This is a genomic window from Salipiger bermudensis, assembly GCF_019801965.1.
Taxonomy (GTDB): domain Bacteria; phylum Pseudomonadota; class Alphaproteobacteria; order Rhodobacterales; family Rhodobacteraceae; genus Salipiger; species Salipiger bermudensis_A.
This window is the reverse complement of sequence record NZ_JAHVIA010000001.1, coordinates 213,114-234,135: the sequence shown is the minus strand read 5'-3', so window position 1 is coordinate 234,135 and position 21,022 is coordinate 213,114. Positions and strand designations below refer to the sequence as shown.

The 21,022-nt window shown below is 65.0% G+C and carries 32 protein-coding genes; 21 read left to right on the top strand and 11 right to left on the bottom strand.

Going from position 1 to position 21,022, the window contains the following annotated elements:
• Positions 1–163: 163 nt before the first annotated feature.
• From rpsJ to rplP, 9 genes are all read left to right on the top strand, one after another.
• Entirely contained in the window at positions 164–472 is a 309-nt protein-coding gene (rpsJ, locus tag KUV62_RS01190; protein WP_007792792.1) for a 30S ribosomal protein S10, read from the top strand.
• Positions 473–484: 12 nt separating this feature from the next.
• Positions 485–1,327: a 50S ribosomal protein L3 gene (gene rplC, locus KUV62_RS01185; protein ID WP_222601855.1), complete on the top strand. Its 843-nt coding sequence runs from the start codon at positions 485–487 to the stop codon at positions 1,325–1,327.
• The gene (gene rplD, locus KUV62_RS01180) at positions 1,324–1,941 is read left to right on the top strand and encodes a 50S ribosomal protein L4 (RefSeq protein ID WP_222601854.1); all 618 of its coding nucleotides are present in this window, start codon (positions 1,324–1,326) and stop codon (positions 1,939–1,941) included. The genes rplC and rplD overlap by 4 nt, the downstream gene beginning before the upstream one ends.
• Positions 1,938–2,234: a 50S ribosomal protein L23 gene (locus tag KUV62_RS01175; protein ID WP_222601853.1), complete on the top strand. Its 297-nt coding sequence runs from the start codon at positions 1,938–1,940 to the stop codon at positions 2,232–2,234. Before rplD ends, KUV62_RS01175 begins: the two co-directional genes overlap by 4 nt.
• Positions 2,235–2,616: 382 nt before the next feature.
• Positions 2,617–3,459 carry a 50S ribosomal protein L2 gene (gene rplB, locus KUV62_RS01170; protein ID WP_222601852.1) on the top strand — a complete coding sequence of 281 codons (843 nt, stop codon included), beginning with the start codon at positions 2,617–2,619 and terminating at the stop codon, positions 3,457–3,459.
• A gap of 3 nt (positions 3,460–3,462) precedes the next feature.
• Entirely contained in the window at positions 3,463–3,741 is a 279-nt protein-coding gene (gene rpsS, locus KUV62_RS01165) for a 30S ribosomal protein S19 (protein WP_008883583.1), read from the top strand.
• 3 nt (positions 3,742–3,744) lie between these two features.
• On the top strand, positions 3,745–4,125 hold the full coding sequence (gene rplV, locus KUV62_RS01160; RefSeq protein WP_007792768.1) for a 50S ribosomal protein L22: 381 nt from the start codon (positions 3,745–3,747) through the stop codon (positions 4,123–4,125).
• Complete coding sequence (gene rpsC, locus KUV62_RS01155; RefSeq protein ID WP_222601851.1) at positions 4,125–4,835, top strand: 30S ribosomal protein S3; 711 nt, start codon at positions 4,125–4,127, stop codon at positions 4,833–4,835. Before rplV ends, rpsC begins: the two co-directional genes overlap by 1 nt.
• 13 nt (positions 4,836–4,848) lie before the next feature.
• Entirely contained in the window at positions 4,849–5,262 is a 414-nt protein-coding gene (gene rplP / locus KUV62_RS01150; RefSeq protein WP_007792765.1) for a 50S ribosomal protein L16, read from the top strand.
• Between the two features lie 95 nt (positions 5,263–5,357).
• Here rplP and KUV62_RS01145 read toward each other — a convergent pair whose 3' ends face one another.
• Positions 5,358–6,173, bottom strand: a complete 816-nt coding sequence (locus tag KUV62_RS01145) for a hypothetical protein (RefSeq protein WP_261395149.1) — start codon at positions 6,171–6,173, stop codon at positions 5,358–5,360.
• Positions 6,174–6,430: 257 nt separating this feature from the next.
• Between KUV62_RS01145 and KUV62_RS01140 the strand changes: the two genes are divergently transcribed.
• Complete coding sequence (locus KUV62_RS01140; protein WP_222601850.1) at positions 6,431–7,051, top strand: TIGR02466 family protein; 621 nt, start codon at positions 6,431–6,433, stop codon at positions 7,049–7,051.
• Between the two features lie 6 nt (positions 7,052–7,057).
• Here the strand turns inward: KUV62_RS01140 and KUV62_RS01135 are convergent, their stop codons facing one another.
• Complete coding sequence (locus tag KUV62_RS01135) at positions 7,058–7,435, bottom strand: hypothetical protein (RefSeq protein ID WP_222601849.1); 378 nt, start codon at positions 7,433–7,435, stop codon at positions 7,058–7,060.
• A gap of 283 nt (positions 7,436–7,718) precedes the next feature.
• Between KUV62_RS01135 and rpmC the strand changes: the two genes are divergently transcribed.
• From rpmC to rpmD, 11 genes are all read left to right on the top strand, one after another.
• On the top strand, positions 7,719–7,925 hold the full coding sequence (rpmC, locus tag KUV62_RS01130; RefSeq protein ID WP_007792750.1) for a 50S ribosomal protein L29: 207 nt from the start codon (positions 7,719–7,721) through the stop codon (positions 7,923–7,925).
• 12 nt (positions 7,926–7,937) lie between these two features.
• Positions 7,938–8,168, top strand: a complete 231-nt coding sequence (gene rpsQ, locus KUV62_RS01125) for a 30S ribosomal protein S17 (protein ID WP_222601848.1) — start codon at positions 7,938–7,940, stop codon at positions 8,166–8,168.
• Positions 8,169–8,243: 75 nt separating this feature from the next.
• Positions 8,244–8,612: a 50S ribosomal protein L14 gene (gene rplN / locus KUV62_RS01120; protein WP_023851005.1), complete on the top strand. Its 369-nt coding sequence runs from the start codon at positions 8,244–8,246 to the stop codon at positions 8,610–8,612.
• Positions 8,612–8,923, top strand: coding sequence for a 50S ribosomal protein L24 (rplX, locus tag KUV62_RS01115; RefSeq protein ID WP_222601847.1), 312 nt, complete (start codon positions 8,612–8,614; stop codon positions 8,921–8,923). The genes rplN and rplX overlap by 1 nt, the downstream gene beginning before the upstream one ends.
• A complete protein-coding gene (gene rplE / locus KUV62_RS01110) occupies positions 8,916–9,476 on the top strand; it encodes a 50S ribosomal protein L5 (RefSeq protein WP_222601846.1) in 561 nt (186 codons plus the stop codon). Before rplX ends, rplE begins: the two co-directional genes overlap by 8 nt.
• An 11-nt stretch (positions 9,477–9,487) precedes the next feature.
• A complete protein-coding gene (gene rpsN / locus KUV62_RS01105) occupies positions 9,488–9,793 on the top strand; it encodes a 30S ribosomal protein S14 (RefSeq protein ID WP_222601845.1) in 306 nt (101 codons plus the stop codon).
• Between the two features lie 12 nt (positions 9,794–9,805).
• Positions 9,806–10,198, top strand: a complete 393-nt coding sequence (gene rpsH, locus KUV62_RS01100) for a 30S ribosomal protein S8 (protein ID WP_222601844.1) — start codon at positions 9,806–9,808, stop codon at positions 10,196–10,198.
• A 10-nt stretch (positions 10,199–10,208) separates the two neighbouring features.
• Positions 10,209–10,742: a 50S ribosomal protein L6 gene (gene rplF / locus KUV62_RS01095; RefSeq protein ID WP_222601843.1), complete on the top strand. Its 534-nt coding sequence runs from the start codon at positions 10,209–10,211 to the stop codon at positions 10,740–10,742.
• A gap of 11 nt (positions 10,743–10,753) precedes the next feature.
• Positions 10,754–11,113: a 50S ribosomal protein L18 gene (gene rplR / locus KUV62_RS01090; protein WP_222601842.1), complete on the top strand. Its 360-nt coding sequence runs from the start codon at positions 10,754–10,756 to the stop codon at positions 11,111–11,113.
• Positions 11,114–11,299: 186 nt separating this feature from the next.
• Positions 11,300–11,878: a 30S ribosomal protein S5 gene (gene rpsE / locus KUV62_RS01085; protein ID WP_222601841.1), complete on the top strand. Its 579-nt coding sequence runs from the start codon at positions 11,300–11,302 to the stop codon at positions 11,876–11,878.
• Positions 11,879–11,883: 5 nt separating this feature from the next.
• Positions 11,884–12,072: a 50S ribosomal protein L30 gene (gene rpmD, locus KUV62_RS01080; RefSeq protein WP_222601840.1), complete on the top strand. Its 189-nt coding sequence runs from the start codon at positions 11,884–11,886 to the stop codon at positions 12,070–12,072.
• 213 nt (positions 12,073–12,285) lie between these two features.
• Here the strand turns inward: rpmD and KUV62_RS01075 are convergent, their stop codons facing one another.
• The 9 genes from KUV62_RS01075 to KUV62_RS01035 all read right to left on the bottom strand — a co-directional run bounded on the left by KUV62_RS01075 (position 12,286) and on the right by KUV62_RS01035 (position 21,013).
• Positions 12,286–13,074: an amino acid ABC transporter ATP-binding protein gene (locus KUV62_RS01075; RefSeq protein ID WP_315901555.1), complete on the bottom strand. Its 789-nt coding sequence runs from the start codon at positions 13,072–13,074 to the stop codon at positions 12,286–12,288.
• A gap of 12 nt (positions 13,075–13,086) precedes the next feature.
• Entirely contained in the window at positions 13,087–14,403 is a 1,317-nt protein-coding gene (locus KUV62_RS01070) for an amino acid ABC transporter permease (protein ID WP_222601839.1), read from the bottom strand.
• Position 14,404: 1 nt separating this feature from the next.
• Complete coding sequence (locus tag KUV62_RS01065; protein WP_222601838.1) at positions 14,405–15,637, bottom strand: amino acid ABC transporter permease; 1,233 nt, start codon at positions 15,635–15,637, stop codon at positions 14,405–14,407.
• 171 nt (positions 15,638–15,808) lie between these two features.
• Positions 15,809–16,828 (bottom strand): amino acid ABC transporter substrate-binding protein, encoded by a 1,020-nt coding sequence (locus KUV62_RS01060; RefSeq protein WP_222601837.1) that lies wholly within the window; start codon positions 16,826–16,828, stop codon positions 15,809–15,811.
• A 200-nt stretch (positions 16,829–17,028) separates the two neighbouring features.
• A complete protein-coding gene (locus tag KUV62_RS01055; RefSeq protein WP_222601836.1) occupies positions 17,029–17,742 on the bottom strand; it encodes an ATP12 family chaperone protein in 714 nt (237 codons plus the stop codon).
• Positions 17,739–18,416, bottom strand: a complete 678-nt coding sequence (locus KUV62_RS01050; RefSeq protein ID WP_222601835.1) for an HAD-IA family hydrolase — start codon at positions 18,414–18,416, stop codon at positions 17,739–17,741. The genes KUV62_RS01055 and KUV62_RS01050 overlap by 4 nt, the downstream gene beginning before the upstream one ends.
• Positions 18,417–18,418: 2 nt before the next feature.
• Positions 18,419–19,480, bottom strand: a complete 1,062-nt coding sequence (locus KUV62_RS01045) for an RluA family pseudouridine synthase (RefSeq protein ID WP_222601834.1) — start codon at positions 19,478–19,480, stop codon at positions 18,419–18,421.
• Positions 19,477–19,854: a fluoride efflux transporter CrcB gene (gene crcB / locus KUV62_RS01040; RefSeq protein WP_222601833.1), complete on the bottom strand. Its 378-nt coding sequence runs from the start codon at positions 19,852–19,854 to the stop codon at positions 19,477–19,479. Before crcB ends, KUV62_RS01045 begins: the two co-directional genes overlap by 4 nt.
• A gap of 133 nt (positions 19,855–19,987) precedes the next feature.
• Positions 19,988–21,013, bottom strand: coding sequence for an ABC transporter ATP-binding protein (locus KUV62_RS01035; RefSeq protein WP_222601832.1), 1,026 nt, complete (start codon positions 21,011–21,013; stop codon positions 19,988–19,990).
• Between the last annotated feature and the right edge of the window lie 9 nt (positions 21,014–21,022).

Below are 21,022 nucleotides of genomic sequence, written 5' to 3'. Positions count from 1 at the left end.
CCGGCCTTATCCGGCGCGCCAGCTTGGAATACTGATGGGTGCTTCGGCACCCATCATGTCTTAGGGCAGGGGCCTCGGCCGCGCCCGAACGGGTTCGAAGAGGGGGCGGGATGGTCCTGTCTCCTCCTCTCAACTCTCACGCCTATGAAAAGGCAGACCGAACATGCAAAGCCAGAACATTCGCATCCGGCTCAAGGCGTTCGATTACCGCGTCCTCGATGCTTCGACGCAGGAAATCGTGAACACCGCCAAGCGGACGGGCGCGCAGGTGCGCGGGCCGATCCCGCTGCCGAACAAGATCGAGAAATTCACCGTTCTGCGTGGCCCCCACGTGAACAAGAAATCCCGCGACCAGTTCGAGATCCGCACCCACAAGCGGCTGCTCGACATCGTCGATCCGACCCCGCAGACGGTGGACGCGCTCATGAAGCTCGACCTCGCCGCCGGCGTGGATGTCGAGATCAAGGTGTAAGGAGAGCAACTGATGATGCGCTCTGGAGTGATCGCAAAGAAAGTCGGCATGACCCGGCTTTTCCTGGAAGACGGCAAGCAGGTTCCTGTGACCGTTCTCCAACTCGACGGCTGCCAGGTCGTTGCCCAGCGGACCAGCGACAAGGACGGCTACACCGCCGTTCAGCTCGGCGCGGGCTCGATCAAGGCGAAGAACGTCTCCAAGCCGATGCGCGGCCATTTCGCCGTTGCCAAGGTGGAGCCGAAGCGGAAGATCGCGGAATTCCGCGTCGATGCCGAGAACCTGATCGGCGTCGGTGAGGAAATCACCGCTGATCATTACTTCGAAGGCCAGTACGTGGACGTGTCCGGCACGACCATCGGTAAGGGTTTCGCCGGTGCCATGAAGCGGCACAACTTCGGCGGCCTTCGCGCCACGCACGGTGTGTCGATCTCGCACCGTTCGCACGGTTCGACCGGTCAGTGTCAGGATCCGGGCAAGGTCTTCAAAGGCAAGAAGATGGCCGGCCACATGGGTGCCGTCCGTGTCACCACGCAGAACCTGCAGGTTGTGAAGACCGACGCATCGCGCGGCATCATCATGATCAAGGGCGCGGTTCCGGGCTCGAAAGGTGGCTGGGTGACGATCAAGGACGCGGTCAAGAAGCCGTTCCCCGAGAACGCAATCCTGCCCGCCGCCCTGAAGTCCGCCGCTGAGGAAGCCGCGAAAGCCGCCGAGGAAGCCGCCGCACAGGCCGCCGCCGAGGAAGCCGCAGCAGCCGAAGCAGCCGCCGCAGAGCAGGCAGCAGCCGAAGCAGAGGCCCTGAAAGCCGCTGAAGCGGAAATCGCGGCCGAGAAGAAGGAAGGCGACGAATGAAACTCGACGTGATCAAACTCGACGGCGGTGCCGCGGGCGAAGTCGAGCTGACGGACGAGATCTTCGATCTCGAGCCGCGCGCCGACATCCTGCACCGCGTGGTCCGCTGGCAGCGCAACAAGGCGCAGGCCGGTACCCACAAGGTCAAGACCCGCTCGGAAGTGAGCTACTCGACCAAGAAGATCTATCGCCAGAAGGGCACCGGCGGCGCACGCCACGGCTCCCGCAAGGCGCCGATCTTCCGCAAGGGTGGTATCTACAAGGGTCCGACCCCGCGCAGCCACGCCCACGACCTTCCCAAGAAGGTTCGTCAGCTGGGTCTCAAGCTCGCACTGTCCGCCAAGGCGAAAGCCGGCAGCCTCGTGATCATCGAGAACGCCGACGCCGACGGCAAGACCAAGACCCTCGCAAGCCAGGTCAAGAACCTCGGCTGGAAGCGGGCCCTGGTCATCGACGGTGCCGAGGTCAACGAGAACTTCGCCCGCGCCGCGGCGAACATCGAAGGCCTCGACGTGCTGCCCAGCATGGGTGCCAACGTGTATGACATCCTCAAGCGTGACACCCTGGTGCTCACCAAAGCGGGTGTCGAAGCTCTGGAGGCTCGACTGAAATGAGTGCGAAGCCCGAACATTACGACGTGATCCGCAAGCCGATCATCACCGAGAAGTCGACCATGGCGTCCGAGAACGGCGCGGTTGTCTTCGAAGTGTCGATCGACGCGACCAAACCCCAGGTGAAAGAGGCCGTCGAGGCGCTCTTCGGTGTCAAGGTCAAGGCCGTGAACACCACCATCACCAAGGGCAAGGTGAAGCGCTTCCGTGGCCAGCTCGGCCGCCGGAACGACGTGAAGAAGGCCTACGTGACCCTCGAAGAGGGCAACTCGATCGACGTGTCGACCGGCCTCTGATCGTCTCACAGCGATTGCACGACATTCGAGGAGCCCCCGGGAGACCGGGGGCTTTTCGCGTTCTCGGCGGCGCGTGGATCGGGCCTTCCGAGCCGCGGGGCAGGGGGGCTGGCAGGCTTCCCGATGCTGTCTGGATGCGGTCTCGCGACGGGCCTTGACCTCTCGCGGTGGATCACCTAAACGACCCCATCCGCTACGGCCCCGGATTCGTCCGGGGCTTCGCGTTTTGCCCACGCCGATCCGTTCCACGTATTTGCCGGGCATCGAACCGGGCACCTTCGGGGGCCTATACCATCGGCCACCTGCGGATCCATCCGGGATCGAGGGGGCTCACACATAGGGTGGACCCGTTTCACCCGTTCTGCAAACGGAAGACAGAAGCATGGCACTCAAGTCGTACAAACCGACGACGCCGGGCCAGCGCGGGCTGGTGCTGATCGACCGTTCGGAGCTGTACAAAGGACGTCCCGTCAAGGCCCTCACCGAGGGTCTGACCAAGTCGGGCGGCCGGAACAACACCGGACGGATCACTGCACGCCGCCGTGGCGGTGGCGCGAAGCGTCTCTACCGGATCGTCGATTTCAAGCGCAACAAGTTTGACGTGAACGGCATCGTCGTTCGCATCGAATACGACCCCAACCGGACCGCGTTCATCGCCCTCATCCAGTATGATGACGGTGAGCAGGCCTACATCCTGGCGCCGCAGCGTCTGGCCATCGGCGACAAGGTCGTCGCTTCGGCCAAGGCTGACATCAAGCCGGGCAACGCGATGCCGTTCTCGGGCCTCCCGATCGGTACCATCGTGCACAACATCGAGCTGAAGCCGGGCAAGGGCGGTCAGATCGCACGCGCCGCGGGCACCTACGCCCAGTTCGTCGGCCGTGACGGTGGCTACGCCCAGATCCGCCTGTCCTCGGGCGAGCTGCGCATGGTGCGTCAGGAATGCATGGCCACCGTCGGTGCCGTGTCGAACCCCGACAACAGCAACCAGAACCTCGGTAAAGCCGGCCGCGTCCGCCACATGGGCAAGCGTCCGAGCGTCCGCGGCGTCGTGATGAACCCGATCGACCACCCGCACGGTGGTGGTGAAGGCCGGACCTCCGGTGGTCGTCACCCGGTGACGCCCTGGGGCAAGCCGACCAAGGGCAAGCGGACCCGCGACACCAACAAGGCGTCGCAGAAGCTCATCATCCGCTCGCGTCACGCCAAGAAGAAGGGTCGCTAACACATGTCGCGCTCTGTTTGGAAAGGCCCTTTCGTTGATGCCTACGTCCTGAAGAAGGCCGAGAAGGTACGCGAAAGCGGCAAGAACGAAGTCATCAAAATCTGGTCGCGCCGCTCGACGATCCTGCCCCAGTTCGTGGGTCTGACGTTTGGCGTCTACAACGGCCAGAAGCATGTTCCGGTCAACGTGTCGGAAGACATGATCGGTCAGAAATTCGGTGAATACGCGCCGACCCGTACCTATTACGGTCACGCTGCCGACAAGAAAGCCAAGAGGAAGTAAGCCATGGGCAAGGATAAGAATCCCCGCCGCGTGGCGGACAACGAGGCAATGGCGAAGCTGCGCATGCTGCGTACGTCGCCGCAGAAGCTGAACCTGGTGGCCGCGCTGATCCGTGGCAAGAAGGTGGAAAAGGCCCTCACGGACCTGACCTTCTCGAAGAAGCGGATCGCCGTGGACGTGAAGAAGTGCCTTCAGTCCGCTATCGCGAACGCCGAGAACAACCACGGTCTGGACGTTGACGAGCTCGTCGTCGCCGAGGCCTATGTGGGCAAGAACCTTGTGATGAAGCGCGGTCGTCCCCGTGCCCGTGGCCGCTTTGGCCGCATCAACAAGCCGTTCTCGGAACTCACCATCAAGGTGCGTCAGATCGAGGAGCAAGCCTAATGGGTAACAAGACCAATCCGATCGGCATGCGTCTTCAGGTCAACCGCACCTGGGACAGCCGTTGGTACGCTGACACCAAGGATTACGGCGACCTGCTTCTGGAAGACATCGCGATCCGCGAGTTCATCCACGAAGAGTGCAAGCAGGCCGGCGTTGCGCGCGTGATCATCGAGCGTCCGCACAAGAAGTGCCGCGTGACCGTTCACACCGCACGCCCGGGTGTCATCATCGGCAAGAAAGGCGCGGACATCGAAGTCCTGCGCAAGAAGCTGGCGAAGATGACCGACAGCGAGCTGCACCTCAACATCGTCGAGGTCCGCAAGCCCGAGCTTGACGCCCGCCTCGTGGGTGAGAGCATCGCGCAGCAGCTCGAGCGTCGTGTGTCGTTCCGCCGTGCCATGAAGCGCGCGGTCCAGAACGCCATGCGCATGGGTGCCCTCGGCATCCGTGTGAACGTCGCTGGTCGTCTCGGCGGTGCCGAGATCGCCCGTACCGAATGGTATCGCGAAGGCCGTGTGCCGCTGCACACCCTGCGCGCCGACATCGATTACTCGCACGTCGAAGCCACGACCCCCTATGGTATCATCGGGATCAAGGTCTGGATCTTCAAAGGCGAGATCATGGAGCACGACCCGGCTGCCCGCGATCGCAAGTCGCAGGAAATCCAGGACGGTCCGGCTCCGCGCGGCGCCATGGGCGGCCGTCGCTGAGGGAGTTTGACTGATGCTGCAACCGAAACGCACAAAATTCCGCAAGATGTTCAAGGGCCGGATCAAGGGTGAAGCCAAGGGCGGCTCTGATCTGAACTTTGGTCACTACGGTCTCAAGGCTCTTCAGCCCGAGCGCGTCACCGCGCGCCAGATCGAGGCAGCCCGTCGTGCCATGACGCGTCACATGAAGCGTCAGGGTCGCGTCTGGATCCGGATCTTCCCGGATACCCCGGTCACCTCGAAGCCCACCGAAGTCCGGATGGGTAAAGGTAAGGGCTCGGTCGATTACTGGGCCTGCAAGGTCAAGCCGGGCCGCGTGATGTTCGAGATCGACGGCGTTGCCGAAGATGTCGCACGCGAAGCTCTGCGCCTTGCCGCGATGAAGCTGCCGATCAAGACCCGCGTCGTCGTTCGCGAAGACTGGTAAGATCGGGCGCTTCCGCGCTTGAGAACAAGATCGAGCCCCCCGCCAGGCGACTGGCGGGGGTCTTTTCTTTTTGCCCCGCAAGGCGGGGGAGGACGCTAGTCCGGCAGCACGCGAGACACTTCCCGTTCGAACCGCGCCCAGCTCATGGTGGCCTTGTTGCCGGCATAGCCGTGGTAATGCGAGCGACCGCTGGAGGTCGGCAGGCCGGCCCAGATCTGCGCGAGGTTGTTCATGAACTGCGTACGGGTGAGGGTTTCCGCCTGAAGCTCGCCCAGCCCGGCGTCGAGCAGCAGCAGGTCTGCGAGCCGGTCCTGGACCTGCGGCGAAAACCGGGTGTTGCGTGGCAGGCCGGCGCGGTGGACGAGCCGGCGCAGCGTGTCGGGGATGAACTGGTAGCGCCCGATGGCGTGGGGCTGGCCGGGGGTGTCGGCGATCCACTGGAAGATCTGCGCCAGAGTCAGGCGTGTGGGCGCCCGGGGTGGCCTAATGCGGGCGCCGTGCTGCACGGCGTCATAGCCGGCGGGGCCGGCCTCCGCGAGCGCGATGATGTTGCGCAGATGAGCAGCGGGGCCGGTGAGGGGGCCAAGCAGCAGGGGCACGGCACGGGGCGCGACGGGGGCAAAGAGCCCGCCGGCGCGACGACCGGCAAAGAGGCTCGCCGGCCCGAGGCTTGCAAGCTCGGCCTTCCGGGAGGTGCTCCCCGGCGCATACGATGAGGGCCCGTCCCCCGGGCTCTCCTGCTCTCGACGCGGCGCGGAGGACCCGAAGAGTGACTGCCTTTGTTGCAGGAGCGGTTGTCCGCCCCCCTGCAGAGGTAAAAATGCCGCGGCAAGACCCGGCAGGGGGGCGATCAGGATCGATAGCGCCAGAAGCGCGCGCAGGAGGGCCATTTTGACCTCGTCCGGGTTCATCGGCCAAGGTCATTGGCCTGCTTCGCCGCCGAGGGGCGGCGAAGGGGTTCGTGAGCGGTGGCCGAGCCGTTCTGGCCGCCCGGCCGTCGAGAGAGCGGCCGCAGCAGACATGGAGCCATCGAGAGGCAAGCCGGGAGGGCGACGCCTCGGTTTGCAGGCCGTGAGTGGCATCTGGGACCTGTCTTGAAGCATCGCACAGAGCTCTTAACAAAAGCTTGCCTCTCGCCAGTTTCCACGACTCGCGCTATGAGCGGGGCATGACCCAGATCCGCTCCCTCTTCGCGACCCGCCTGTACCGCGCCCCGCTCTCCGAGCAGGCGCCCGCCATCGATTTTGACGAGCTGGAGGCCTCCTGCTGGTCTATCGCCGAGGATGACGAGGCCGGGCAGGAATGGTGCGACGAAAACAACTACCCGGGCTACACCTCCTATGCCTCGCTGACCGACCTGCCGTGGCGCTTCCCGATCTTCGCGGCGCTGGTCGAGGCGATCGACAAGCATGTCGCGGCCTTTGCCGAGGATCTCGAGTTCGATCTCGGCAACAAGAAGCTGGTGGTCGAGGATATCTGGATCAACATCCTGCCCGAGGGCGGGACGCACAGCTCGCATATCCACCCGCACTCGGTGATCTCGGGGACGACCTATGTCTCGATGCCCGACGGCACTTCGGCGCTGAAGCTCGAGGACCCGCGGCTGGGCTTCATGATGGCCGCGCCGGCGCGCCGCAAGGGCTGCCGCGAGGAGCTCAAGACCTTCGTCTACGAGGCGCCGGCGGTGGGCGACATCCTGCTCTGGGAATCCTGGCTGCGCCACGAGGTGCCGCCCAACACGGCGGAAGATGAGCGCATCTCGGTGAGCTTCAACTACAAGTGGGAGTGAGCCCGCTCAAACCGGTTCTATCGCCGAGAGGCATTGCTCCGACATCGTGACGCCGTCGCCGCCGAGGCTTTGCCACCGGCTCTGCAACGTCTCGACGGCGGCGGTCTCTGTGGGCGACCACGGACGGGTTTCCTCACTGGTCATGAGGACCGCCATCAGGCGCATCGAGGTGCCGGCGAATTCGAGCTCCCTCGCCGAGCAGGCCTGACGGGCTTGCGGGGTGGCAAGGGCGCCCATTTCGGCGGCAAGTTCGGAGCGGACCTCGGAGGGCAGTGGCAGGCCGCGCAGATCCGGGTTTGACGAACCGGGTGTCGGCTGTGGGCTGGCGGTGCAGGCCGCAAGCAGGCTCGCGGTGGCGATGGACATGATCTGCTGGCGCGACATAGGGATCCTCCTCCGGGGCGCGGCGCCCCGTGTGGATAATATAGTGCCGCAGGAATGTGAGCGCTTTGAGATGCCGCAAGGCGGGTCGGAGCCACGGGATGGAGGCTGAAGCCGGCAGCGGATTGGAGGCGGGGGAGGCGGGCAGGGCGCAACAGGCCCCAAAGCCCTTGCCTTATGCGCGATCCCGGCCTATAGAGCGCGCTCATCCACCTCCACCGGGAATCAGGGTGACCCGCATAACGACGGGGCTCTCCGGTGATGTTGCAACAAAGGAGCGACCGCTATGGACGCCAAAGAGCTTAGCTCGAAGACCCCGGACCAGCTCCGGGACGAGCTCGTGGCCCTGAAGAAGGAGGCCTTCAACCTCCGCTTCCAGAAGGCCACCGGAGCCATCGAAAACACCGCACGCATCCGCCAGGTCCGTCGTGACGTGGCGCGCGTGAAGACCGTGCTGAACCAGAAAGCCGCTGCCGCGGCTTCGGCGGAATAAGGAGTTAACCCCATGCCCAAGCGTATCCTGCAAGGCACCGTGACCTCCACCGCCAACGCTCAGACCGTCACGGTCCAGGTGGTCCGCCGCTTCAAGCACCCCGTGCTGCAGAAGACCATCAAGAAGTCGAAGAAGTACCGCGCTCACGACGAGGCGGAAAAGTTCGCAGTCGGCGACAGCGTCCGCATCATCGAATGCGCGCCGAAGTCGAAGACGAAGCGCTGGGAAGTGATCGCGGAATAATCCGCCCACAGCCCAGTTTGATCGAAACCCTGGGGGGTAGACCTAGAACAACCCCCAAAGGTCGGGAGAAACCACATGATCCAGATGCAGACCAATCTGGATGTCGCTGACAACTCCGGTGCCCGGAAAGTTCAGTGCATCAAGGTCCTCGGCGGCTCGCATCGCCGCTACGCATCGGTCGGCGACATCATCGTCGTCTCGGTGAAAGAGGCCATTCCGCGCGGCCGCGTGAAGAAGGGTGACGTCCGCAAGGCCGTCGTCGTGCGCACCGCCAAGGAAGTCCGCCGTGAAGACGGCACGTCCATCCGCTTCGACCGCAACGCGGCCGTCATCCTGAACAACGCGGGCGAGCCGGTCGGCACCCGTATCTTCGGGCCGGTCGTTCGCGAGCTGCGCGCGAAGAACTTCATGAAGATCATCTCGCTCGCGCCGGAGGTGCTCTGATGGCTGCCAAGCTGAAAAAAGGTGACAAGGTCATCGTTCTTGCCGGCAAGGACAAGGGCAAGACCGGGACCATCGAATCCGTCGATCCGAAGGCTGGCAAGGCCATCGTCGGCGGCGTGAACATGGCGATCCGTCACACCCGCCAGTCGCAGGACTCGCAGGGCGGCCGTCTGCCGCAGGCGATGCCCCTCGACCTGTCGAACCTCGCCATCGTCGATGCCAACGGCAAACCGACCCGCGTTGGCTTCCGCATGGAAGGCGACAAGAAGGTCCGTTACGCCAAGACCACGGGGGACGTGATCGATGCTTGATACCGCGACCTATACCCCGCGTCTCAAGACGCAGTTCCGCGACACGATCAAGGCCGCTCTCAAAGAAGAGTTCGGCTACACCAACGACATGCAGATCCCGCGTCTGGACAAGATCGTCCTGAACATCGGCTGCGGTGCCGAGGCCGTGCGCGACTCCAAGAAGGCGAAATCGGCTCAGGAAGACCTGACCAAGATCGCCGGCCAGATGGCCGTCACCACGAAAGCCAAGAAGTCGATCGCCGGCTTCCGCGTTCGTGAGGACATGCCGCTGGGTGCCAAGGTGACCCTGCGTGGTGACCGTATGTACGATTTCCTTGACCGCCTGGTGAACATCGCGATGCCCCGCATCCGCGACTTCCGCGGCGTGAAACCGTCGTTCGACGGCCGTGGCAACTTCGCCATGGGCATCAAGGAGCACATCGTGTTCCCGGAGATCGAGTTCGACAAGGTCGACGAGGTCTGGGGCATCGACGTCATCATCACCACCACCGCGGCAACCGACGCGGAAGCCAAGGCGCTGTTGAAGCATTTCAACATGCCCTTCAACGCCTGAGGAGCGAACACATGGCCAAAAAATCCATGATCGAACGCGAAAAGAAGCGCCAGGCGCTGGTGGAGAAGTACGCCGCCAAGCGCGCTGAGCTCAAAGAGATCGCGAACGACGAAAGCAAACCGATGGAAGAGCGCTTCAAGGCCCGCCTGAAGCTGGCGAAACTGCCGCGCAATTCCTCGCCGACCCGTCTGCACAACCGTTGCCAACTGACGGGCCGTCCCCACGCCTACTACCGCAAGCTCAAGATCAGCCGTATCGCCCTGCGCGACCTCGGCTCGAACGGCCAGCTTCCCGGTGTCGTGAAATCGAGCTGGTAAGGAGGGTATGAGATGAACGATCCTATCGGCGATATGCTCACCCGTATCCGCAACGCCCAGCTTCGCGGCAAGTCGGTCGTGTCGACCCCCGCCTCGAAGCTGCGCGGCTGGGTTCTCGACGTGCTGGCGGACGAAGGCTACATCCGCGGCTACGAGTCCGGGACCGACAAGAACGGTCACCCGACGCTCGAGATCAGCCTCAAGTACTACGATGGCACCCCGGTCATCCGCGAACTGCAGCGGGTCTCCAAGCCCGGCCGTCGCGTGTACATGGGTGTGAAGGACATCCCCTCGGTCCGTCAGGGCCTGGGTGTGTCGATTGTCAGCACGCCGAAGGGCGTGATGTCGGACGCAAACGCCCGCGCTGCCAATGTCGGCGGCGAGGTGCTCTGCACGGTATTCTAAGGAGGGACGCATGTCTCGTATTGGGAAAAAGCCGGTCGAGCTGCCCTCGGGTGTTTCCGCATCCGTCAGCGGCCAGACCGTTGAAGTGAAGGGCCCGAAAGGCGCCCAGACCTTCACCGCCACCGACGACGTGACCATCGCGGTCGAGGACAACACCATCACCGTGACGCCGCGCGGCAATTCCAAGCGCGCCCGTCAGCAGTGGGGCATGTCCCGGACCGTCGTTGCGAACATGGTCTACGGCGTCCAGAACACCTTCAAGAAAGAGCTCGAGATCCAGGGCGTGGGTTACCGCGCTCAGGTCCAGGGTTCGACCCTGAAGCTGAACCTGGGCTACAGCCACGATGTGAACTTCGACATTCCGCAGGGCATCACGGTCACTACGCCGAAGCCGACGGAAATCATCGTCGAGGGCCACAACGCCCAAGAGGTCGGTCAGGTTGCGGCAAACATCCGCGACTGGCGCCGTCCGGAGCCGTACAAGGGGAAGGGTATTCGCTACAAAGGTGAGTACATCTTCGCCAAGGAAGGCAAGAAGAAGTAAGGACGCGGACAATGGCAAACAGCAAACTGCAACTGTTCCAGAAGCGCCGCCTGCGCGTCCGGAACAAGCTTCGCAAGGTCAACGCCGGCCGCGTGCGCCTGTCGGTGCACCGTTCGAACAAGAACATCAGCGTCCAGCTGATCGACGACGTTCGCGGTGTGACCCTCGCCTCGGCCTCCTCGATGGAGAAGGACCTGGGCGTGGTCGGCAAGGGCAACGTGGAAGCGGCCCAGAAAGTGGGCGCCCTGATCGCCGAGCGTGCCAAGGCCGCCGGTGTGGAAGAAGCCTATTTCGACCGTGGCGGCTTCCTCTATCACGGTCGCGTCAAGGCTCTGGCCGACGCAGCCCGCGAGGGTGGCCTGAAGATCTGATCTGTCGCGGCGGGGCCTGTCCCCGCCCGGCGATCCCTTTCGGGGCAGCCTCGGTTGCCCCGTTCTTGTAGGCGGAAACGCCTCGATGATCCGGGAGACGCCTTCTGCGCCTCACCTGGATTGCCTCAACCCGGTGGCTCCGGTCAGACGACCGTAGCGCGCCGACCCTGAACAAAGGAATGCCTGATGGCAGAACGTGAGAACCGCCGCGGGAACCGTCGCGAACGCGAGGAAGCCCCGGAATTCGCCGATCGCCTCGTTGCGATCAACCGTGTGTCCAAGACCGTGAAGGGCGGTAAGCGCTTCGGCTTCGCCGCGCTCGTCGTCGTCGGCGACCAAAAGGGCCGCGTCGGCTTTGGCAAGGGCAAGGCCAAGGAGGTCCCCGAGGCCATCCGCAAGGCCACCGAGCAAGCCAAGCGCAAGATGATCCGCGTGCCGCTGCGCGAAGGCCGCACTCTGCACCACGATATCGAAGGCCGCCACGGCGCTGGCCGTGTTGTGATGCGCACCGCACCGCAAGGTACCGGTATCATCGCCGGTGGTCCGATGCGTGCCGTGTTCGAGATGCTGGGCGTGCACGACGTGGTCGCCAAGTCGATCGGCTCGCAGAACCCCTACAACATGATCCGCGCCACCCTGGCCGGCCTCGAGCGCGAGCAGTCGCCGCGCAACGTCGCCCAGCGTCGCGGCAAGAAAGTGGCCGACATTCTGCCCAAGCGCGACGACGCGCCGGCCGAGTCGAGCCAAGTCGCTGAGGAGGCCTGAGATCCATGGCTAAAACCATCGTCGTGAAGCAGATCGGCTCGCCGATCCGCCGCCCCGAAGTCCAGCGCAAGACCCTCATCGGTCTGGGCCTGAACAAGATGCACAAGACCCGCGAGCTCGAGGACACCCCCTCGGTGCGCGGCATGGTCGCGAAGATCCCGCACCTCGTCGAGATCATCGAAGAGCGCGGCTGACGCCTCCCGCGTCTACAGCATTGAGACACGCCCCGGAGAGTCTTCTCCGGGGCGTGTTTCGTTTTGGGGAGGCGGTAGATTTTTCGTACGAAAAATCTTGGCCCAAGAATTTTAGCTAAAATTCTTGGGCACCCGGGAACGCCGGGCACGAAAAAAGCCCGTCCGATCTGGACGGGCTTTTGCGATGATGTCTCTGCCCGTAGGGTAGGGGGCTCAGTGGCCGAGGATCTGGCTGAGGAACAGCTTGGTGCGCTCGTGCTGCGGGTTGTTGAAGAACGCCTTGGGCTCGTTCTGCTCGACGATCTGGCCCGCATCCATGAAGATCACCCGGTTTGCCACCGCCTGCGCGAAGCCCATCTCATGGGTCACGCAGAGCATGGTCATGCCTTCTTCGGCAAGGCTTACCATGGTGTCGAGCACTTCCTTGATCATCTCCGGATCGAGCGCCGAGGTGGGCTCGTCAAAGAGCATGATACGCGGCTTCATGCAGAGCGAGCGGGCGATCGCCACGCGCTGCTGCTGGCCGCCGGAGAGCTGGCCCGGATACTTGTGCGCCTGCTCCGGGATCTTGACCTTCTCGAGGAAGTGCATGGCCGTGGCCTCGGCTTCCTTCTTCGGCACTTTGCGGACCCAGATCGGGGCGAGGGTGCAGTTCTCGAGGATGGTCAGGTGCGGGAACAGGTTGAAGTGCTGGAACACCATGCCGACTTCGGAGCGGATCTTGTCGATGTTCTTCAGGTCCGAGCCGAGCTCGGTCCCGTCGACCACGATCTGGCCGGCCTGGTGCTCTTCCAGACGGTTGATGCAGCGGATCATCGTCGACTTACCGGAGCCCGAAGGCCCGGCGATGACGATGCGCTCGCCCCGGTGGACCGTGAGGTCGATGTCGCGCAGCACGTGGAAATTGCCGTACCACTTGTTCATCTTGGTGATCTGAATCGCCACCTCGTCGGAGACGGTCATGTGGCTGCGGTCGACGGTATCGGTCGCTTGTTGTTGCATGATCAGGTCTCCTTAGCGGTGCTCACGACGGAGCTTTTTCTCGAGGAAGAGGGAGTAGCGGCCCATGCTGAAGCAGAAGATGAAGAAGCAGAGGCCGATGAAGACGAAGAGTTCCCAGTAAATGCCGTTCCAGTCGGTGCTGGCGCGGATGGCGTTCGACAGGCCGATGGGGTCGAGCAGGCCGATGAAGACCACCAGCGTGGTGTCCTTGAACAGGCCGATGAAGGTGTTGACGATGCCCGGGATCGAGATCTTGAGCGCCTGCGGCAGGATGATCAGCCGCATCGACTTCCAGTAGTCGAGCCCGAGTGCGTCGGCCGCCTCGTACTGGCCCTTGGGAAGCGCCGCGAGACCGCCGCGCACCACCTCGGCGATATAGGCCGAGGAGAACAGCGTCACCATGATGATGACCCGCAGCATGAGGTCGAAATTGGTACCCGGCGGCAGGAAGTAGTTCAGCAGCAGCGAGGCGGTGAACAGCCAGACGATCAGCGGCACGCCGCGGATCACCTCGATGAAGAACACCGAGCACTTGTTGATGATGAACAGGTCCGATTGTCGCCCCAGCGCCAGCACGATGCCCAGCGGCAGTGACAGCGCGATGCCCGAGACGCCGATGATCATCGCCAGCATGAAGCCGCCCATGTCATTGGAGCGCACGTTGACCAGCTCGAGCGGGATCACCGCGTTGAGCGCGCCGGCCAGCGGACCGGAGATCAGGAACCAGTAGAGCAGGGGGACGAGGATCGCCAGAAGGACGCCCGCGAGCGCGCCGAGGGCAGGGGCCGCGAAGCGCATCACCACGGCGCCGAGGGCGAAACCCGCGGCCACGGCGATCGGGCCCCAGAGCGAGCCGCCCCAGAGCAGCCAGTAGAGCACGAAGGGCGCTGCGGCGGAGAACCACAGCATCTTGCGCGGCACCGAGGCGAAGAGCACCGGCGCGATGGCGGCGAGGAACAGCACGAAGGCCAGGACCGGGCGCCAGTAGAGTTCGGGCGGGTAGAAGCCGAAGAGAAGCTGGTTCCAGCGCTCAGAGATCACCGCCCAGCAGGCCACCGAGGCATCGGCGCCGTAGAGCTGATCGCGGATCTCGCGGCACTGGGCGAGGCTGTCGGCGTCCCAGATGCCCATCACCGCCCAGGGCAGCACGTGGCTCAGCACGGTCCAGATCACGAACAGCGACACCACCGTCAGGATGACATTGAGCGGGGTCGAGAACATGTTCTCGTGGATCCACTTGTAGGCGCCGGACTGCGACAGCGGCGGCTCCTTCTGTTCGACCATGGTTTCGCGGACATAGGCGACGGTCTGTGCGTGTGTATCGCTCATCTCAGCGCTCCTTCAGCTTCACGGAGGCGTTGTAGACGTTCATCACGCCCGAGATCAGCAGGCTGAGCACGAGGTAGAACAGCCCGAGCAGCAGCATGCCCTCGAGCTCGCGTCCGGTCTGGTTGATGGTGATGCCGCCAAGGGTGGAGCGGACGTCCATGTAGCCCACGGCGATGGCCAGCGAGCTGTTCTTGGTGAGGTTGAGGAACTGCGAGATCAGCGGCGGGATGATGACCCGGAGCGCCTGCGGCAGGATCACCAGGTTCATCGTGGTGCTGGGGCGGATTCCGAGCGCGTAGGCGGCCTCGGTCTGGCCCTTGTTGACCGCGAGGATGCCGCCGCGGACGATCTCGGCGATGAAGGCGCCGGTGTAGAGCGACAGGGCCAGCCACAGCGCGATCAGCGAGTTTCGCAGGTGCACGCCGCCGCCGAAGTTGAAGCCCTGCAGCGAGGGCATGTCGAGGAAGGCGCCCATCAGCAGCATCAGCAGGCCGGTGGGCACGATCAGCAGGCCGAGGATCAGGTACCAGGTCGTCGGTCGGTCGCCGGTGGCTTCCTGCTTCTCGGTGGCCCAGTGTCGCAGGCGGCTGATGGCGAAGATCGAGGCGCCCAGCACCGCGAGGATCAGCAGCCAGTTGAACAGGCCGTTGGTGAAGAAGGGCGAGGCGAAATGGATCGCCGGGATATAGACGCCGCGGTTGGTGATCGCGACGGCGTCGAACAGCATCGAGGCATCGGGCGTATCGCCGCGGAAGGCACGCGGGGCCGGGGTGCTCTCGGTCATCAGCGCGAAGATCAGAACGATCCAGAGCAGCAGCGGGACGTTGCGGAAGCCCTCGACATAGACCGCCATCAGGCGCGAGACGAGCCAGTTGTTCGACAGGCGCAGAACGCCGGCGATCACGCCGAGCACGGTGGCCAGTGCGCATCCGAGGACGGCGACGAGCAGGGTGTTGAGGATGCCGACGACGGCCGCGCGCCCGTGGGTCGACTGGCTGTCATACTCGATCAGGCGCTGGTTGATGTCGTAGCCCGATGGCTGGGTCAGGAAGCCGAAATCGAAATCCTTGCCGAGCGTCTGGAGGTTGTGGATGGTGTTCGACACCAGCCACGAGAACAGGAGCATCAGCACGATCATCGCCACGACCTGGATCGTGAGCGAGCGGTAGCGTGTGTCGTAAATAAGCTGCGACAGCCGGAAGCCCTGCCCCGGCGGGTCTGTCATCGTCGTCATGTCGTCTCCCCGGTGGTTCCCGTTCTTTCCAAGGCATCGCGCCGGTTTTTCCGGCATCCAGCCCCTCTCCGGGAACTCAGTTTGGTCGTTTCGACCTATAGTCTGATTTGTTCGTCGTCAGTTAGGAAGGGCGCGGGAATGTCTCCCCGCGCCCCGTCGTTTTCCGTCCGATCAGCGGAACGGCGGGCTGTACATCAGGCCGCCCTCGGTCCACTGCGCGTTCAGGCCGCGCGACAGGCCGATCGGGGTGTTTTCGCCGATGGTCTTCTCGAAGATCTCGCCGTAGTTGCCGTTGGCCATGATCGCCTTCTTGGCCCAGTCGGCCTCGAGGCCGATCATCGCGCCGAGCTCGCCTTCGGTGCCGAGCAGGCGGTTGATCTCGGGGTTGTCGGTCGCTGCCGAGGAGAGTTCCTCGATATTGGCCGAGGTCACGCCGTATTCTTCGGCCGCGATCAGGGCGTTGAGGCTCCAGCGCACGATGTCGCCCCACTCGCTGTCGCCGTGGCGAACCAGCGGGCCGAGCGGCTCTTTCGAGATGATTTCCGGCAGGATCACGTGATCGCCCGGCGCTTCGAAGGAGGCGCGGGTGGCGGCGAGGCCCGAGGCGTCGGTGGTGTAGACGTCGCAGGCACCGGCAAGGTACTGCTGCTGCGCTTCGGCGTTGGTCTCGATCGGAACCGGCTCGTAACTGATGTTGTTCACACGGAAGAAGTCCGCGAGGTTGAGCTCGGTGGTGGTGCCGGTCTGGATGCAGACGGTGGCGCCGTCGAGTTCCTTGGCCGAGGACACGCCCAGCTCCTTCGGAACCATGAAGCCCTGGCCATCATAGTAGTTTACGCCGACGAATTCGAACTTGAGGTCGTTGTCGCGCGAGAAGGTCCAGGTGGTGTTGCGGGCCAGCATGTCGATCTCGCCCGATGCCAGCGCGGTGAAGCGGGTCTGGCCGGTGGTGGAGACGAACTCGACCGCCATCGGGTCGCCGAGGACAGCGGCTGCAACGGCACGGCAGACGGCGACGTCAAAGCCCTGCCAGACGCCGTTTGCGTCGGGGGCCGAGAAGCCGGTCAGGCCGGTGGACACGCCGCAGTTCAGATTGCCACGTGCCTTGACGTCGTCGAGCGTCGCGGCGCTTGCGGCGCCAGCGGCGAGACCGGCAACGGTCAGCGCGCCAAGGATTACGGTGTTCTTCATGTTAACCTCTTCCTGTTTTCCAGCCCCTGTCGGGCCGGTTCATTGGCCCCATATGGGCCGTCATAACCTAGGATGGGTGCTCCCCCCCTCTGGTGTTGGCGAGTTTGGGAGGATTCCTTCTGAGAGGTCAAGCCGTTCTGCCTGAGAAATCACCCTTACGTGCCGCCTAATTGAGCAGTCAATCGGTTCGCGCGGCCTGATTAATCAGCCTTGCACAGGCTGTAAAACCTATGCGCGTGCAGGAAGGCCTGACGCTTTCGTTCCGCGACTTCGCTCGCCTCTTCGTCGACGCCCCAGAGCTCTTCCTGCCAGCTCTCGTCGAGCCGCGACAGCGCCCAAAGCGCCTCGGGATCGTGCTCGGGATCGGTGGCCGCGAGGCCCAGGACCAACGAGCCGGTGAGCGAGACGAGGTCGTGGAAGGCGGCGAGCTGGAAGGCGTCGAGCGCGTGCGCCTCGCGGGCCAGCGCGTCGAGCGCCTGCGCCTCCTGCGGCGCGTGGATCACCCCGGCGCGGGGCGCGAGCCGGGCGCCGAAGCGCGCGGCGGCCCAGTCGAGCAGCGGATCCCAGCGCTCGGACTGGCGCTGCACCAGCTCCTCGGGCTGGTCGGCGCGGTAGCAGAGCAGGTCGCTGTCGCCGTAATCGGCCAGCATCTGCGCCACCGCCTCGCGCTGCGGCGCAACCTTCTCGATGGCGCTGTTGGCGGTGCGGGTGAAGGGCATGGTGTTGGGGTCGATCTTCTCGCCCTGCGCCTGCCACTCTGCGGCGATGGCCTCGGCCAGCCCGAGGGTCGGCACCACCAGCGGCGACTTGCCCGGCGTCATCACCCGGCGGCCGTCCAGCGCGACGCCGTGGCCGCCCTCGACTTCGGTGGCGGTGGCGGTCTCGTAGAAGCGGCGGGGGGCCCATTCGCTCATGCGGTCTGCTCCCAGATCTGTGTCAGAAGGCCGGGCAGCAGGCGGATATCGTCGATGACGAGATGCGCGTCGCGCAGCCGCTCGGCGTCGTGGTAGCCCCAGGTGACGCCGATCGCGAGGATGCCGGCGGAGCGGGCCATGTCCATGTCGTAGCTGGTATCGCCGATCATCACGGCGCGATGCGCCTCGACCCCGGTCTCCGAGAGCGCCGCCTCGATCATCGAGGGGTGCGGCTTGGAGGGGTGGTCGTCGGCGCATTGCTGGGTGACGAAGAGCTGGCGCATGTCGTGGCCATCGACCAGCTTGTCGAGACCGCGGCGCGACTTGCCGGTGGCGAGGCCCAGCAGCGTGTCGGGCTCGGCGTGCAGCTGGGTCAGCACCTTGCGCACATGCGGGTAGAGCGGCGAGCTCTCCGGCGTGCCCTTCTCGGCGCGCAGGGCGAGATAGGCGGATTTATAGGCCGCGACCATCTCGGCGCGGGCCGCCTTGTCGGCCTTGGGGGCGAGCTTGGCCATCGCCTGCGGCAGCGACAGCCCTACAATGGCGAGGATCTCCTCGCGCGGGGGCACCGCGAGGCCGATGGCCCCGAAGGCCGCCTGCATCGAGGCGAGGATGTCGGCCTGGCTGTCGACGAGCGTGCCGTCGACGTCGAAGATCACGAGGCGCAGCGACATGCTCAGTGCAGCTCCGCGAAGGGATCGTCGGCGGCGATGTCCTCGGCCCAGCCGAGTGTCTCCCAGGTGTGCGCCATGTGCGTGGGCAGGGAGGCCGTCACGGTGACCGGCTTCTTGGTCACCGGGTGCAGGAAGGTCATCGAGCGGGCGTGCAGGTGCAGCTTCTTGGAGATCACCCCGCCGAGCTGGGCGCCCCAGCCGTCGCCGAGGTTTTCCTGCCCCGAGCCGCCATACTTGCCGTCGCCGATGATCGGGTGGCCGATCTCGGCCATGTGGGCGCGCAGCTGGTGGGTGCGGCCGGTGATCGGCTCGAGCGCCACCCACGAGGCACGTCCCGCGACGCGGTAGAGCGTGGCGTAGAGCGTATGGGCGCGCTTGGCGCCGGGGGTGCGGTCCATCTCGCGTGGGTGCACGCAGATCATCTTCTCGCCCTCGCCGGACTTGCCGTGGCCGGGGGCCTTGACGAGTCCGTAGCGGATCTCGCCGAGATAGGGCGTCGGCACGCCGGCGACGACCGCCCAGTAGATCTTGCGGGTCTGCTTGTGGCGGATCGCGGCGGTGAGCGCCTGGGCGATCTCGCGGGTGCGGGCCAGGAGCAGCACGCCGGAGGTGTCCTTGTCGAGCCGGTGCACCAGGCGCGGCTTCTCGTCATAGTCGAAGCGCAGCGCCTCGGAGAGGCCATCGACATGGCGCTCCTGTTTGCTGCCGCCCTGCACCGGCAGGCCCGGGGGCTTGTTGAGCGCGATGATGTGGTCGTCGCGGTAGATCACCGCGTCCCGGATCATCTTGGCGTCGGCATCGCTGACCTTGGGCTGGCGCGGCTTGGCCGCGGCCGCGGCGGCCGCCGCCTCGTCGGGCTCGGGCAGGGGCGGGACGCGCACCTGCTGGCCGACCTCGAGGCGGGTCGCGGCCTTGCAGCGGCCGCCATCGACGCGCAGCTCGCCCTTGCGGCACATCTTCTCGATGCGGCCCTGCTGGAGATGCGGGAAATGGCGCTTGAGCCAGCGGTCGAGGCGCTGGTCGCCGTCGCCGGGGCCCACGGTGATGGTCTGCACGCGGCTCATGCGAAGATACTCCGGGTCAGCAGCAGGCCGGCGAAAAGCGCGGCGATGGACAGGATCAGCGAGGCGGTGACGTAGCTCGCGGCGAGCACGACCTCGCCGCGTTCGTAGAGCGTCACCACGTCGAGCGAGAAGCTCGAGAAGGTGGTGAAGCCGCCGAGAAGCCCCACGGTGAGGAAGGGAGCGAAGCGGGTGGCGGAGAAATTCGCCAGCACCACCACCAGCACGCCCATCAGGAAGGAGCCGACGATATTGACCGTCAGCGTGCCCCACGGGTAGCCGCGCCCCATCAGTGCGGTCATGCCGACGCCGGTGAGATAGCGCCCGCTGGCACCCAGTGCGCCGCCCGCGGCGACCTGTAGAAGCGTGTAAAACATGGGCGCGATGTGTCCTGCGGCGGCCCGCTTGTCAAGGTCGTGCCGTTCGGGGGCGCTGCCCCCGCCCGCGCGGGACGCGCGGACTCCCCCGAGGTATTTGGGAACCAGAGAAGGGCGGGGCCGCGCGCGAGGGTCAGCGCAGCGCGAGGCCGGAGGCACCGAAGAGATGGGTCTGGCCGGGCTCGAAGATCAGGCCGCAGGGCTGACCGGGCTTGAGGCCGGTGTCGCCGTGGGTGCGGACGGTGAGCTTCCCGGCGGCGCCGCAATCGACGATCACGTAGGTGTCGGCGCCGAGATATTCCATCACGTCGACGGTGCCGTCGATCTGGCCACTGCCCGGCGCGCCGAGGGAGATGTGCTCGGGGCGGATGCCGAAATGCTCGGCCTCGGAGGGCAGGGGGGCATCGAGCGTCAGCCCTGCCGTGGTGGCGGGGAAGACGTTCATCTTGGGCGAGCCGATGAACTGCGCCACGAAGAGGTTGCCCGGGCGCTCGTAGAGTTCGCGCGGGGAGCCGACCTGGCTGACGCGGCCGGCCTCCAGCACCACGATGCGGTCGGCCAGCGTCATGGCCTCGACCTGGTCATGGGTGACATAGATCATCGTCGCATCCAGCGTCTGGTGCAGCTTGGCGATCTCGTAGCGCATCTCGACGCGCAGCGCGGCATCGAGGTTGGAGAGCGGCTCGTCGAACAGGAAAGCTGTCGGGTCGCGCACGATCGAGCGGCCGATCGCCACCCGCTGGCGCTGGCCGCCCGAGAGATCCTTGGGCCGGCGCTCGAGCAGCGGCTCGAGCTTGAGGACGCGCGCGGCCTCGTCGACCTTGGCGTCCATCTCGGATTTCGCAACCCCCGCGGCCTTTAGCGAGAAGCCCATGTTCTCGCGCACCGACATGTGGGGATAGAGCGCGTAGCTCTGGAACACCATGGCGAGCCCGCGCCGCGCGGGGGGCTCGGCGGTGGCGTCGCGCCCGCTGATCAGGATCTGGCCGCGCGAGGTCTCTTCCAGCCCCGCGATCATCCGCAGCAGGGTGGACTTGCCGCAGCCCGAGGGCCCGACGAAGATCACGAACTCGCCCTCCTCGATGGCGAGGTCCACGCCCTTGATGACCTGCGCCTCGCCGTACCATTTCTCGACGCTTCTCAGCTCGATGCTTGCCATGTCTGTTGT